Here is a 14,013-nt window from a genome sequence, read left to right as displayed (position 1 = left end):
TTCGCGATGGCGCCCGAGCGGGTCCGGGGGCTGCTCGCCTCGGCCACCACCGCGCAACTGGTCACCGCGCACGAGACCGGCCCCGTCGCGACCCTGCTGCCGCTCACGTGGCGCCCGGACGCCGCCGGCGGGCTCGGGTCGCTGATCTTCCACGTGACGCGCGTGAACCCGGTCTGGCGCGAGCCGTACCTCGGCGACGCGCTGGCGATCCTGTCGGGCCCCGACGGCTACATCCACGCCGACTGGTACGCCTCGAACGGCGAGACCCCCGGCGTCCCGACGTGGAATTACGTGACGCTGCACGCGTACGGCCCGCTGGTGATCCACGACGATCCCGCCTGGGTGCGGGACGCGGTGGGCGAACTGTCGCGGCTGCACGGCTACGACGACGGCCGCGTCGACCCGGCGGCGCACGACCGGCTGCTGCGGGCGATCGTCGGCATCGAGTTGCCGATCACCCGGGTCGAGGCCAAGGACAAGCTCAACCAGAACCGCACCCCCGAGGACGTGGCCGGCGCGATCGCCGGGCTGCGCGCGGCGGGCGGCGACGACCTGGCCGACGCGATGGAGCAGGTGAGCGTCCCGCACGCGGCGGCGCGGAGCGAACTGGTCGACGACGTCCGCCGCCGCAGGGGCGTCCCGCGCCCCTGAACGCCCGCGGCGTCCGCCGTTGGACGCCGTTTCGACCAGGCGGGGTTCCCCCGGTAGAGTGGACGGTCGGGAACTCGACGTGGAAAGGGACGCGCATGCCCACGATCTCGACCAACGATCTGAAGAACGGAACGGTCCTCGACCTGGACGGCCAGCTGTGGCAGGTCATCTGGTTCCAGCACCACAAGCCCGGCAAGGGCAACACCGTTGTGCGGAGCAAGCTCAAGCACGTGCTGAGCGGCAAGGTCGTCGACAAGACGTTCAACTCCGACACCAAGGTCGAGAGCGCCAACGTCGACCGTCGCGAGATGCAGTACCTGTACCAGGACGGCGACGCGTACGTCTTCATGGACACCACCAGCTACGACCAGGTGCACATCCCGGCCGCCACCGTCGGTGACGCCGCGGACTACATGCTGGAGAACCAGAACGCCCTGGTGGCCCTGCACGAGGAGAACCCCCTCTACATCGAGCTCCCGGCCTCGGTCGAGCTCGTGATCACCTACACCGAGCCCGGCCTGCAGGGCGACCGCAGCTCGGCCGGCACCAAGCCGGCCACGCTCGAGACCGGCAAGCAGATCCAGGTGCCGCTGTTCATCGACGAGGGCACCAAGGTGAAGGTCGACACCCGCGACGGCAGCTACCTCGGCCGGGTCAACGGGTGACCGAGCCCGCCACACCTTCCCACGGCCGGGTCCGCAACCGCGAGAACTCCACCCGGACGAAGGCCCGTAAGCGGGCGCTCGACATCCTGTTCGAGAGCGACCTGCGCGAGCGCCCCACGACCGAGACGCTCGCCGACCGGGTCGGCTGGGCCGAGCCGCCGGTGCGCCCGTTCACGATCGACCTGGTGAACGGCTACCTGGCGCACGCCGAGGAGATCGACGCGCTGCTCGCAGCCAGCCTCACCCCCGGGTGGACGCTGGAGCGGATGAACCGGGTGGACCGCAACCTGGCGCGCATCGCGCTGTTCGAGCTCGCCCACACCGACACCCCGCCCCAGGTGGCGATCAAGGAGGCGGTCGACCTGGCCGCCGAGCTGTCGACCGACGAGTCGCCCGCGTTCGTGAACGCGGTGCTGGCCCAGGCGGCCGCCCGCCTGCGACGATCCGTGCCCGCGTCCGGAGCCGACCAGGCGCCGGAGACCGGGGCGGACGACGCCGCGGCTGATGCGGGCCACACCCAGGACACGCCGTCCGCCGACTCCGGCACGGACGCCACCGACACCGCTGAGGACCCGACGGGGGACGCAGCCCAGGAATGAGAAGGGACGCACCCATGGAACGCACCGACAGCCCCGCACTGCTCGTACTCGAGGATGGTCGATTCTTCCGTGGATCGTCGTTCGGTGCGGCGGGCGAGACCTTCGGCGAGGCGGTGTTCTCCACCGGCATGACCGGCTACCAGGAGACCCTCACCGACCCTTCCTACCGGCGCCAGATCGTGGTGGCCACCGCCCCGCAGATCGGTAACACCGGCTGGAACGACGAGGACGACGAGTCCCGCCGCATCTGGGTGGCCGGCTTCGCGGTCCGCGACGCCTCGCGCGTCACCTCCAACTGGCGGGCCAACCGCGGCCTGGACGAGGCGCTGCGCGAGCAGGGGATCGTCGGCATCAGCGACATCGACACCCGCGCCCTGACCCGGCACCTGCGCGAGCGCGGCTCCATGCGGGCCGGGCTGTCCACGACCGAGCTGGACCCCGACAAGCTGCTCGAGCGCGTCCTGCAGCAGCCGCCGATGGTGGGCGCGAACCTGGTCGAGGAGGTCACGGTCGGCGAGCCCGTCGTGGTGCCCGCCGTGGGGGAGCGGACGCACACCGTCGCGGCGATCGACCTGGGAATCAAGGAGATGACGCCCGAGCTCATGGCCGCGCGCGGCATCGAGGTGCACGTCCTGCCCGCGACGACGACCCTGGCGCAGATCGAGGCGCTGAACGTCGACGGGGTGTTCTTCTCCAACGGCCCCGGCGACCCGGCCACCGCCGACGAGGCCGTCGCGCTGCTCACCGACGTGCTGGATTCCGGGCTGCCGTACTTCGGCATCTGCTTCGGCAACCAGATCTTCGGCCGGGCGCTGGGCTTCGGCACCTACAAGCTCAAGTACGGCCACCGCGGCCTGAACGTGCCGGTCCGCGATCACCGCACCGGACGCGTGGCGATCACCGCGCAGAACCACGGCTTCGCGGTCGACGCGCCGCTCGACCGGCCCACCGCCACGCCGTGGGGCGACGCGATCGTCAGCCACGTGTGCCTCAACGACGACGTCGTGGAGGGCCTGGAACTGCTGGACGCCGACGGCCGCATCCGCGCCTTCTCGGTGCAGTACCACCCCGAGGCGGCCGCCGGCCCGCACGACTCGGCCTACCTGTTCGACCGCTTCATCGAAGTCATGGACGCCCACCGCTCGACGGGAGAGAACGCCTGATGCCCAAGCGCACCGACATCACCACGATCCTGGTCATCGGCTCCGGGCCGATCGTCATCGGCCAGGCGTGCGAGTTCGACTACTCCGGCACCCAGGCGTGCCGCGTGCTGCGCGAGGAGGGCTACCGCGTCGTCCTGGTCAACAGCAACCCGGCGACGATCATGACCGACCCCGAGTTCGCCGACGCGACCTACATCGAGCCGATCACCCCCGAGATGGTCGAGAAGGTCATCGCGGCGGAGCGCCCGGACGCGATCCTGCCGACGCTGGGCGGGCAGACGGCCCTGAACACCGCGGTCGCCCTGCACGAGTCCGGCGTGCTGGAGCGCTACGGCGTCGAGATGATCGGCGCCAACTTCGACGCGATCCAGCGCGGCGAGGACCGCGAGAAGTTCAAGACCATCGTGGACGGCCTCGACATCCCCGGCGCGAAGCCGGAGTCGGCGCGCTCGTTCGTCACCCACACCATGGAGGAGGTGCTGGCCGCCGCCGAGGATCTCGGCTTCCCCGTGGTGCTGCGGCCCTCCTTCACGATGGGCGGCGTCGGGTCGGGCTTCGCCCACGACGAGAAGGAACTGCGCGAGATGGCCGCCATCGGCCTGGCCGCCTCGCCCGTCACCGAGGTGCTGGTCGAGGAGTCGATCCTCGGCTGGAAGGAGTACGAGCTGGAGGTGATGCGCGACAAGGCCGACAACGTCGTCATCATCTGCTCGATCGAGAACCTCGACCCGATGGGCGTCCACACCGGCGACTCCATCACCGTGGCCCCCGCCATGACGCTCACCGACCGCGAGTACCAGGCGATGCGCGACGTCGGCATCGCGATCATCCGCGAGGTCGGCGTGGACACCGGCGGCTGCAACATCCAGTTCGCCATCAACCCCGTCGACGGCCGCATGGTCGTCATCGAGATGAACCCGCGGGTGTCGCGGTCCTCGGCGCTGGCGTCCAAGGCGACGGGCTTCCCGATCGCCAAGATCGCCGCCAAGGTGGCCGTGGGCTACACCCTGGACGAGATCCCCAACGACATCACCGAGGAGACCCCGGCGTCGTTCGAGCCCGCGCTGGACTACGTCGTGGTCAAGGTGCCCCGGTTCGCGTTCGAGAAGTTCCCGACCGCCGAGTCCACCCTCACCACGCACATGAAGTCCGTCGGCGAGGCCATGGCGATCGGCCGCAACTTCCCCGAGGCGCTCAACAAGGCGCTGCGCTCGCTGGAGGACCCCAAGGCGCCCTTCGACTTCGCCTCGCCGGTCACCGAGAGCGTCGAGGACCTGCTGGCGCGCGCCGCGCGGCCGCACGACGGCCGGCTGCAGCTCGTGATGCTGGCCCTGCGCGCCGGCGCCTCGATCGAACAGGTCCACGAGGCCACCGGGATCGACCCGTGGTACGTCGACCAGCTCTGCCAGATCAAGGAGGCCGCCGAGCGCATCCGGGACGCCGAGGCGCTGACGCCCGAGCTGTTGTTCGGCGCCAAGCGGATCGGGCTGTCCGACGCCCAGATCGCGGCGCTGCGCCACACCACGGCCGACGTTGTGCGCGGCGTCCGGTGGGCGCTGGGGATCCGCCCGGTCTACAAGACCGTCGACACCTGCGCCGCCGAGTTCGCGGCACGGACGCCGTACCACTACTCGTCCTACGACGAGGAGACCGAGGTCGCGCCGCGCACCAAGGAGGCGGTGCTGATCCTCGGCTCCGGACCGAACCGCATCGGCCAGGGCATCGAGTTCGACTACTCGTGCGTGCACGCCGCCATGACGCTGCGCGAGGCCGGGTACGAGGCCATCATGGTCAACTGCAACCCCGAGACCGTCTCGACCGACTACGACACCTCCGACCGGCTCTACTTCGAGCCGCTCACCCTCGAGGACGTCCTGGAGATCTACCACGCCGAGGAGGCCGCGGGCCCCGTCGCCGGCGTCATCGTGCAGCTCGGCGGGCAGACCCCGCTCAAGCTCGCCCAGGCGCTGAAGGACAACGGCGTGCCGATCGTCGGCACCTCGCCCGAGGCGATCAACCTGGCCGAGGAGCGCGGCGCCTTCGGCGACGTGCTCGCGGCCGCCGGGCTGCCGGCGCCCCGCTACGGCATGGCCCAGAGCGCGGCCCAGGCGATCGAGATCGCCAACCGGATCGGCTACCCGGTGCTCGTGCGTCCCAGCTACGTGCTGGGCGGGCGCGGCATGGAGATCGTCTACGACGACGAGGCGCTGACCGGCTACATCGAGCGGGCGACCTTCATCACCCCGCAGCAGCCGGTGCTGGTCGACCGCTTCCTCGACGACGCCATCGAGATCGACGTGGACGCCCTCTACGACGGCACCGAGCTGTACCTCGGCGGCGTCATGGAGCACATCGAGGAGGCCGGCATCCACTCCGGCGACTCGGCGTGCACCCTGCCCCCGATCACGCTGGGCGCGGACGCCGTGGAGCACATCCGCGCGTCGACCGAGGCGATCGCCAAGGGCGTCGGCGTCCGCGGCCTGATCAACATCCAGTACGCGCTGCAGGGCGACACGCTCTACGTGCTGGAGGCCAACCCGCGCGCCTCGCGCACGGTGCCGTTCGTGTCGAAGGCCACCGGCGTCCAGCTGGCCAAGGCCTGCGCCCGCGTCATGCTGGGCGAGTCGATCGCCGACCTGCGCGCGTCCGGGCTGCTGCGCGCCGAGGGCGACGGCGCCGCGGTCGTGGACGCCTCGCCGATCGCGGTCAAGGAGGCCGTGATGCCGTTCAACCGGTTCCGCACCTCCGACGGCGAGAACGTCGACTCGCTGCTCGGCCCGGAGATGAAGTCGACCGGCGAGGTGATGGGCCTGGACGCCACCTTCGGGACCGCGTTCGCCAAGTCCCAGACGGGCAGCTACGGCGGCCTGCCGACCGGCGGGACGGCCTTCGTCTCCATCGCCAACCGCGACAAGCGGCACGCGATCTTCCCGGTGAAGCGGCTCGCGGACCTGGGCTTCCGGATCGTGGCGACCGCGGGCACCGCGCAGGTGCTGCGGCGCAACGGCGTCGAGGTCGAGGTGCTGCGCAAGGCGCACCAGGGCACCGGCCCCGACGGCGCCCCGACCGTGGTGGACGCCATCATGAGCGGCGACATCGACCTGATCTTCAACACGCCCCAGGGTGCCAGTCGCGACGGCGCCCCGCGCCGCGACGGCTGGTCGATCCGGTCCGCGGCGATCCTGCGCGACATCCCCTCGATCACGACCGTGCAGGGGCTCTCGGCCGCCGTGCAGGGCATCGAGGCCGCCAAGGCCGGCGAGGTGGGCGTCCGCTCGCTGCAGTCGTGGAACGCGGCCGTGGACGAGGAACTGGGCCGCGTCGACACCGAGGCGGCGGCCGGGCGATGAACCTCGTGCGCGACGGGTACACCCGGTTGGTGCGCCCGGCGCTGTTCCGGGCGCACGCCGGCGACCCTGAATCGATCCACGAGGACATGATCGGGGCGCTGGCGCTGCTCGGGGCGCTGCCGGGGGTGCGCGACCTGGTCGGCCTGCTCACCCGGACGTCGGGCGACCCGGTCACGGTCGCGGGGATCGACTTCCCCGGGCGCGTGGGGCTGGCCGCCGGGATGGACAAGGACGCGCGCGCCGCGCTCGCCTGGCAGTACCTCGGCTTCGCCTTCGCCGAACTCGGGACGGTCACCGCGCAGGGGCAGCCCGGCAACGACCGGCCGCGGGTCTTCCGCGCCCCGGCGTCGGGGGCCCTGGTCAACCGGATGGGCTTCAACAACGGCGGCTCGGTCGAGGTGTCCAACCGGCTCGGCGTGGCCGGGATCGTGCGCGGGAACCGCGCCGCCGGCATCCCGCTGGGGATCTCCCTGGGCAAGACCAAGGCGACGCCGCTGGCCGACGCGGTGGGGGACTACCTGACCTCCTTCGACCGGCTGGCGCCGCACGCCGACTACATCGCGATCAACGTCTCCAGCCCCAACACCCCCGGCCTGCGCTCGCTGCAGGACGGCGGCGCGCTGGGGGAGCTCGTGGGCGCGCTCACCGCCCGCGCGGCGCTGCAGGCCCCCGGCGACCCGCTGCCGGTCTTCGTCAAGGTCGCCCCGGACCTGACCTGGCCCCAGCTCGACGAGGTGCTGCAGGCGGTCACCGACGGCGGCGCCGCGGGCCTGATCGCCACCAACACGACGCTGAGCCGGACGGGGCTGGCCGAGGCGGACCGGCGGCTCGCCGACGAGGCCGGCGGGCTGTCCGGCCGTCCGCTCACGGCGCGGGCCCGCGAGGTGGTCGCGTACGTCGCCGGGCACACCGACCTGCCGGTCATCGGCTCGGGCGGCGTGATGACCGCGGACGACGCCCGTGCGCTGCTGGACGCCGGCGCGAGCCTGGTCCAGCTTTACACTGGCTTCATCTACGCAGGCCCCGCACTCATCGCGGACATCAACGAGGAGGTTCGGTGAGCACCTACAACCAGCGTCTGAAGGCCCTGACCGCCGAACGGGGCAACCTGTGCGTGGGGATCGACCCGCACGCGTCGCTGCTGTCGGCGTGGGGCCTGCCCCTGACGGCCGCCGGACTGGAGCGCTACTGCCGCACCATCATCGACGCCCTGGGCGAGACCGTGGCGGTCTTCAAACCCCAGTCGGCCTTCTTCGAGGTGTACGGCTCGGCGGGGATCGCCGTCCTGGAGACCGTGATCGCTGAAATCCGCGCGGCCGGTGCGCTGAGCATCATCGACGCCAAGCGCGGCGACATCGGATCCACCATGTCCGCCTACGCCGAGGCCTACCTGGCCCCCGATTCGCCCCTGGCGGGCGACGCCGTCACCTTGTCGCCCTACCTGGGGTTCGAGTCCCTCATGCCCGCCTTCGAGCGCGCGATCGCCTTCGACCGCGGCGTGTACGTGCTCGCCCGCACGTCCAACCCCGAGGGCGGAAGCGTCCAGCTGGCGCTGGGGCGGGAGGGCTCGGTGGTCCAGGAGATCATCGACGCCGCCAAGGAACTGAATTCGCGGGCCCGCACCCGCGCCATCGGGCTGGTCGTGGGCGGCACCCACGGGACGCTCGCCTGCGACGTCTCCGAGTTCAACGCGTCCATCCTCGTCCCAGGAATCGGCGCCCAGGGTGGGCGACTCGAGGACCTGCCCGAATTGTTCGGACCCGCCTTCGACAAGGTGCTTCCCATGGTCGGACGCGGGATTCTTCAGGCCGGGCCGGACTCCGAGGCGCTACGGGCAAAAGCGAAGTCCTACGCGGCCGTCTGAGTTGCTACCATTCGAAGACCCAGCCGTCTGGTTGGTGGGTATTGAGTCCCTCCGAACGTTGGAGAAATAAGTGTCCATTCCGCAGTTGACCACCGAACAACTCCAGGCCGCCCGCGCGGCCGCCACCCAGGCGCGGCGCGTCCGAGCCGAGTTGAAGGCCAAGGTCCGAACCGGGGCACTGTCCCTCTCGGAGGCTCTCGACGAGGCCGCCGGCGATGACGTGCTCGCTCACGTGAAGGTCGTCGACCTTCTCAAGTCGCTCCCGCGTGTGGGGGAGAAGCGCGCCACGGCCGTCATGGAGAAGCTCGACATCGCCCCGAACCGTCGCATTCGCGGCCTCGGCCGTCACCAGGTGGCGGGCCTGAAGGCTGAATTCAAGTGACGGCACGCATCACGGTTATTTCGGGGCCCGCGGGCGTCGGCAAGGGAACCGTGGTGCGGCAATTGCGAAAGCTCCATCCCGAGGTTTGGGTGAGCGTGTCGGCGACGACACGCCCGCCCCGACCCGGCGAGGTGGACGGCGTCCACTACCTGTTCCGCTCGGTGGATGAATTCGAGCAGCTCATCGCGGAGAACGGGTTGCTGGAGTGGGCGACCGTCCACGGCAAGCACCGTTACGGGACGCCGTCGGCGCCCGTGTTCGCGACCCAGGCGGCGGGCCGCCCGGCGATCCTCGAGATCGACCTGCAGGGCGCCCGCCAGGTCCGCGACCGCCTGCCCTCGGCGCAGTTCGTGTTCATCGCCCCGCCCGACTGGGACACCCTCGTCGAGCGGCTCGAGGGCCGCGGCACCGAGACCCCCGACCAGGTGGAGCGCCGGCTGGAGACCGCGAAGGTCGAGCTGGCGGCGGCCGAGGAGTTCGATCGGATCATCGTGAACGACGATGTGAACAGGGCCGTCGCCGAACTGGTAGACTTCTTGAGTTTGTAACCTCGAGACGCAACAGAAGGTGGACGTTGAGCACCCATGTTCCTGAGGGGATCACCAACCCTCCGATCGATGATCTGCTGAGCAAGGTCGATTCCAAGTACCGTCTGGTCCTGTTCGCCGCCAAGCGGGCGCGCCAGATCAACGCCTACTACAGCCAGCTGGGCGAAGGCCTGCTGGAGAACGTCGGGCCCCTGGTCGAGACGACCGTGCAGGAGAAGCCCCTGACGATCGCGCTGCGCGAGATCTCCGCCGACGTGCTGGAGTGCAACGAGATCGACCCCGAGGCCGAGGCCGCCGCGCGCGCCGAGGCGGAGGCCGACCCCGACTTCGGCGTCGACCCCTTCGCCCCCGACGACCTGGCCTGAGCGGGCCGGCGTGAGCCGCATCGTCCTGGGCGTCGCCGGCGGCATCGCCGCCTACAAGGCGTGCGAGTTGCTGCGGCGCCTGAGCGAGTCCGGGCACGACGTCACGGTCGTGCCCACCCCGAACGCGCTGGAGTTCGTCGGTGCCACCACCTGGGAGGCCCTCTCGGGGCACCCGGTGCGCACCGGCGTCTTCGGCGGCGTCGAGGACGTGCCCCACGTCCGGATCGGCCAGCAGGCCGACCTCGTCGTGGTGGCCCCCGCCACCGCCGACCTGCTCGCGCGGGCGGCGTCCGGGCGGGCCGACGACCTGCTCACCAACGTGCTGCTCACGGCGCGCTGCCCGGTGCTGTTCGTGCCGGCGATGCACACCGAGATGTGGCTGCACCCCGCCACCCAGGCGAACGTCGCGACCCTGCGGGGGCGCGGCGCGCTCGTCATGGATCCGGCCGACGGCCGCCTCACCGGCGCCGACTCCGGCCCAGGACGCCTGCCCGAGCCGCACGACATCCAGGCGGTCGTCGCCTCCCTGCTGGGGGACGAGGACGCCGTCGCCGCGGTCCGCGCGCGCGATCTGGCCGGCCGGCACGTGGTCATCAGCGCCGGCGGGACCCGCGAGCAACTGGACCCCGTGCGCTTCCTGGGCAACGCGAGCAGCGGACGCCAGGGCGTCGCGCTGGCCCGCACCGCCGCCCTGCGCGGCGCGCGCGTCACGCTGGTGGCCGCCCACATCACCGAGCCGGTGCCCAGCGGCGCCGACGTCGTCCGCGTGGGCTCCACCGCCGAACTGGCCGAGGCGATGCTCGCCCTGCAGCCGACCGCGGACGCGCTGGTCATGGCCGTCGCGGCCGCGGACTTCACCCCCGAGCGAGTGGCGGACGGCAAGATCAAGAAGGACGGCTCGGGCACGCTCGAGCTCCGCCTGACCGAGACCACCGACGTGCTCGCCGCACTGTCGGCGTCCGGCGCCGGCCCCGCCGGGCAGGTCATCGTCGGCTTCGCCGCCGAGACCGCCGACGACGAGGCCCACCTGCTCGAGCTGGGACGCGCCAAGCTCGCCCGCAAGGGCTGCGACCTGCTCGTGCTCAACAACGTGTCGGGCGGTGCCGTCTTCGGCAGCCCCGACAACTCCGTGACGATCATCGCCCCTGATCAGGTGGTGTTGACCGCCAGCGGAGACAAGGCCGCGATCGCGCACCGCATCTGGGACGCTGTCGTCGGCATCCATTCGTAGGAGGAAATCCGTGACCCGTCTGTTCACCTCGGAATCCGTCACCGAGGGACATCCGGACAAGGTCGCCGACTCCGTCAGCGACGCCGTGCTGGACGCCCTGCTCGCCCAGGACGTCAACAGCCGCGTCGCGGTGGAGACCCTGGTGACCACCGGCACCGTCGTCGTCGCCGGCGAGGTGTCCACCGAGGCGTACGCCGACATCTCCGGGATCGCGCGCGAGCGGATCCTGTCCATCGGGTACGACCACGCCGGCGCGTCGTTCGACGGCAAGAGCTGCGGCGTCCTGGTGTCGCTGGGCAACCAGAGCCCCGACATCGCCCAGGGCGTCGACCTGGCCGAGGAGGTCCGCGAGGGCGGCGGCACCGACGCGCTCGACCGGCAGGGCGCCGGCGACCAGGGCCTGATGTTCGGCTACGCCTGCACCGACACCCCCACGCTGATGCCGCTGCCGATCGACATCGCCCACCGGCTGTCGGAGCGCCTCTCCGAGGTCCGCAAGACCGGCGAGCTCGACTGGGTGCTGCCCGACGGCAAGACCCAGGTCACCATCGAGTACGACGGCGACCGCCCCGTGCGCGTCGACACCGTCGTGGTCTCCACGCAGCACACCGAGCGGGCCTGGAGCGAGGGCCTGGTCAAGGACGCCGTGACCCGGCTCGTCATCGACCCGGTGCTGGCCCGCTACGACATCGCCTCGGAGGGCCACCGCACCTTCGTGAACCCCACCGGCAAGTTCGTCATCGGCGGCCCCATGGGCGACGCCGGCGTGACCGGCCGCAAGATCATCGTCGACACCTACGGGGGCATGGCCCGCCACGGCGGCGGCGCGTTCTCGGGCAAGGACCCGTCCAAGGTGGACCGCTCCGCCGCCTACGCGATGCGGTGGGTCGCCAAGAACGTCGTGGCCGCGGGCCTGGCGGACCGGTGCGAGGTGCAGGTCGCCTACGCGATCGGCCGCGCGCACCCCGTCGGCTTCTACACCGAGTGCTTCGGGACCGAGAAGGTGCCGCTGGAGCAGATCAACGCGGCCGTGCTGGCCACGTTCGATCTGCGACCGGCCGCCATCATCCGCGACCTGGACCTGCTGCGCCCGATCTACTCCCAGATCACCAACTACGGCCACTTCGGCCGCGAGCTGCCCGCCATGACGTGGGAGCGCACGGATCGGGCCGAGGCGCTGGCCGCGGCCGTCCGGGGCTGAGCGTCCGAGCCGGCTCCTAGGATCGGGGCCATGACGACCCCGGACGCGCCGCTGATCGCCCACGTGGCGGTCGACGTGCCGTTGCCGCACCTGGACCGGGTCTTCGACTACGCGGTGACCCCGGCGCAGGCCGCCGAGGTCGCCCCGGGCGTCCGGGTGCGGGTGCGGTTCGCGGGCAAGCTGCGCGACGGCTACGTGATGGCCGTCGACCACGCGACCGACGTCGCCGCCCCGGCCGACCTGGAGCGGGTGATCTCGCCCGAGGTCGTCCTCACCCCGGCGGTCGCCGGGCTCGTGCGCGCCGTCGCCGACCACTGGGGCGGCACCTTCTCCGACGTCGTGCGCCTGGCGGTGCCGCCGCGGCACGCCACCTCCGAGAAGGCCGCCCGCCCGACGCGGCCCGCGCCCCGCACCGAACGGGCCGCCCCTGTGCTGCCCGGCTACCCCGGCGGCGAGCGGTTCCTGGCGGCGCTGGCCGCCGGCGAGGGCGTCCGGGCGGCGTGGAACCCGGTGGCGGTGTTCGCGCCCCCGGGGATTGGGCCGGCGGCCTGCTGGACGCCGCCGCGGCGTCCCTGGGCGGCGGTCGCTCGGTGATCCTGATGGTGCCCGACGCCACGGCGCTCGCCGCGCTGGAGGCCCGCGCGACCGAGCAGTTCGGGGACGGGAGCTTCGTCACCCTCACCGCCGAGCTGGGGCCGGCGACCCGGTACCGCAACTTCCTCGCGGCCGCGCGCGGCGACGTGCGCCTGGTGCTGGGCACCCGCGCGGCGGTGTACGCGCCGCTGCCCGACCTCGGCCTGATCGCGGTGTGGGACGAGGGGAACGACGCCTACGCCGAGCCGCGGGCGCCCTACCCTCACGCCCGGGAGGTGGCCGCCCTGCGGGCGTCGCGCGAGGCGTCCGGGCTGCTGGTGGCCGGCTACGGGCGCACGGCCGAGGTGGAGGCGCTGCTGGCCCGGGGCTGGCTGGTGCCGCTCGCCCTGCCCGCGCAGCAGGCGCGGCGGATCGGTCCGGCCGTCAAGGTGGCGGTGGACAGCGACCGCGCCCTGGAGCGGGACCCGAACGCCCGCGCCGCCCGGCTGCCCCACGAGGTGTTCGCCACGATCCGCGCGGGGCTCTCCCAGGGGCCCGTGCTCGTGCAGGTGCCGCGCGCCGGCTACGCGCCCCGGCTCGCGTGCCAGGCCTGCCGCGCCCCGGCCGACTGCCCGCGCTGCGGCCAGCCGCTGCGCGGGGAGCGCGCGGCGGGGGAGATGCGCCTGACCTGCCCCTCGTGCGGCCCACTGCCGGGGCCCTGGCGCTGCGCGGAGTGCGGCGGCACCCGGCTGCGCGCTCCCCAGGTCGGCGTCACCCGCACCGCCGAGGAACTCGGGCGGGCCTTCCCGCAGACCCGGGTCGTGCAGTCGTGGGGCGGCCGCCGGGTGGACGCAGTGGGCGCCGAGTCGGCGCTGGTGCTCGCGACCCCGGGCGCGGAGCCGATCCCCGAGGCGGGCTACGCCGCAGCGGTGCTGCTGGACGCCGGCGTGATGCTGGCGCGACCCGACCTGCGCGCCGGGGAGGAGGCGCTGCGACGCTGGCTGGAGGCCGCGTCCCTGGTGCGGCCCGGCGAGACCGGCGGCACTGTCCTGGTCGTCGGGGACGCGGCGGAGCGTCCCGTGCAGGCCCTCGTCCGGCTCGACCCGGCGGGGGCGGCGGCGCGCGAGCTCACCGAGCGGGTGCAGACCCGGTTCCCCCCGGCGGCCCGCCTGGTGGTGCTGGAGGGCCCCCGCGCGGCCCTGGAGGACGCCGAGGCGGCGTGGCGCCCCGTGCCCGGCGCGGAGCACTTCGGCCCCATCCCGCTGGACGACGAGTCGTGGCGGCTCACGGTCCGCTGCCCGCCCGCCGAGGGCGCCGGGCTGGTGCGCGGCATGCGGACGCTCCTGGCCGAGCGGTCGGCGCGCAAGGCGCCGGGGGCGGTGCGCCTGAGGGTCGATCCGCAGGCCGTCGGGTGATCGCCT

General features: G+C 72.5%; 13 protein-coding genes and 1 pseudogene. All 14 read left to right on the top strand.

Annotated features, from left to right (window positions below; genetic code table 11):
* Positions 1–3: 3 nt before the first annotated feature.
* A pseudogene (locus G7070_RS16360) lies at positions 4–651 on the top strand (FMN-binding negative transcriptional regulator); the annotation flags it as partial.
* A gap of 95 nt (positions 652–746) precedes the next feature.
* A complete protein-coding gene (gene efp, locus G7070_RS16355; protein ID WP_166234624.1) occupies positions 747–1,316 on the top strand; it encodes an elongation factor P in 570 nt (189 codons plus the stop codon).
* Positions 1,313–1,915 carry a transcription antitermination factor NusB gene (gene nusB / locus G7070_RS16350; protein WP_166234623.1) on the top strand — a complete coding sequence of 201 codons (603 nt, stop codon included), beginning with the start codon at positions 1,313–1,315 and terminating at the stop codon, positions 1,913–1,915. The genes efp and nusB overlap by 4 nt, the downstream gene beginning before the upstream one ends.
* A 14-nt stretch (positions 1,916–1,929) precedes the next feature.
* On the top strand, positions 1,930–3,078 hold the full coding sequence (carA, locus tag G7070_RS16345) for a glutamine-hydrolyzing carbamoyl-phosphate synthase small subunit (protein WP_166234622.1): 1,149 nt from the start codon (positions 1,930–1,932) through the stop codon (positions 3,076–3,078).
* The gene (gene carB / locus G7070_RS16340) at positions 3,078–6,428 is read left to right on the top strand and encodes a carbamoyl-phosphate synthase large subunit (RefSeq protein WP_166234621.1); all 3,351 of its coding nucleotides are present in this window, start codon (positions 3,078–3,080) and stop codon (positions 6,426–6,428) included. Before carA ends, carB begins: the two co-directional genes overlap by 1 nt.
* Positions 6,425–7,489 carry a quinone-dependent dihydroorotate dehydrogenase gene (locus G7070_RS16335; protein WP_166234620.1) on the top strand — a complete coding sequence of 355 codons (1,065 nt, stop codon included), beginning with the start codon at positions 6,425–6,427 and terminating at the stop codon, positions 7,487–7,489. The genes carB and G7070_RS16335 overlap by 4 nt, the downstream gene beginning before the upstream one ends.
* Positions 7,486–8,292 (top strand): orotidine-5'-phosphate decarboxylase, encoded by an 807-nt coding sequence (gene pyrF, locus G7070_RS16330; RefSeq protein WP_166234619.1) that lies wholly within the window; start codon positions 7,486–7,488, stop codon positions 8,290–8,292. Before G7070_RS16335 ends, pyrF begins: the two co-directional genes overlap by 4 nt.
* A gap of 70 nt (positions 8,293–8,362) precedes the next feature.
* Entirely contained in the window at positions 8,363–8,674 is a 312-nt protein-coding gene (gene mihF, locus G7070_RS16325) for an integration host factor, actinobacterial type (protein WP_166234618.1), read from the top strand.
* A complete protein-coding gene (gene gmk, locus G7070_RS16320) occupies positions 8,671–9,222 on the top strand; it encodes a guanylate kinase (RefSeq protein ID WP_246227174.1) in 552 nt (183 codons plus the stop codon). The genes mihF and gmk overlap by 4 nt, the downstream gene beginning before the upstream one ends.
* 26 nt (positions 9,223–9,248) lie before the next feature.
* A complete protein-coding gene (gene rpoZ / locus G7070_RS16315; RefSeq protein ID WP_166234617.1) occupies positions 9,249–9,587 on the top strand; it encodes a DNA-directed RNA polymerase subunit omega in 339 nt (112 codons plus the stop codon).
* Positions 9,588–9,597: 10 nt separating this feature from the next.
* Complete coding sequence (gene coaBC / locus G7070_RS16310) at positions 9,598–10,818, top strand: bifunctional phosphopantothenoylcysteine decarboxylase/phosphopantothenate--cysteine ligase CoaBC (RefSeq protein WP_166234616.1); 1,221 nt, start codon at positions 9,598–9,600, stop codon at positions 10,816–10,818.
* Positions 10,819–10,828: 10 nt separating this feature from the next.
* Positions 10,829–12,019, top strand: a complete 1,191-nt coding sequence (gene metK, locus G7070_RS16305) for a methionine adenosyltransferase (RefSeq protein WP_166234615.1) — start codon at positions 10,829–10,831, stop codon at positions 12,017–12,019.
* Between the two features lie 30 nt (positions 12,020–12,049).
* Positions 12,050–12,613, top strand: coding sequence for a primosomal protein N' family DNA-binding protein (locus G7070_RS19085; protein ID WP_246227173.1), 564 nt, complete (start codon positions 12,050–12,052; stop codon positions 12,611–12,613).
* Complete coding sequence (locus G7070_RS16300) at positions 12,520–14,007, top strand: hypothetical protein (protein WP_246227172.1); 1,488 nt, start codon at positions 12,520–12,522, stop codon at positions 14,005–14,007. The genes G7070_RS19085 and G7070_RS16300 overlap by 94 nt, the downstream gene beginning before the upstream one ends.
* Positions 14,008–14,013 lie beyond the last annotated feature (6 nt).

The sequence above is a fragment of the Propioniciclava coleopterorum genome, assembly GCF_011393335.1.
Lineage (GTDB): Bacteria > Actinomycetota > Actinomycetes > Propionibacteriales > Propionibacteriaceae > Propioniciclava > Propioniciclava coleopterorum.
The sequence above is the reverse complement of the archived record's forward strand: the minus strand, read 5'-3'. Positions and strand labels throughout refer to the sequence as shown.

Excerpts from the sequence above, each read along its gene's own strand:
- G7070_RS19085 (WP_246227173.1), top strand. The coding sequence starts at position 12,050 with ATGACGACCCCGGACGCGCCGCTGATCGCCCACGTGGCGGTCGACGTG.
- efp (WP_166234624.1), top strand. The coding sequence starts at position 747 with ATGCCCACGATCTCGACCAACGATCTGAAGAACGGAACGGTCCTCGAC.
- carB (WP_166234621.1), top strand. The coding sequence starts at position 3,078 with ATGCCCAAGCGCACCGACATCACCACGATCCTGGTCATCGGCTCCGGG.
- G7070_RS16335 (WP_166234620.1), top strand. The coding sequence starts at position 6,425 with ATGAACCTCGTGCGCGACGGGTACACCCGGTTGGTGCGCCCGGCGCTG.
- carA (WP_166234622.1), top strand. The coding sequence starts at position 1,930 with ATGGAACGCACCGACAGCCCCGCACTGCTCGTACTCGAGGATGGTCGA.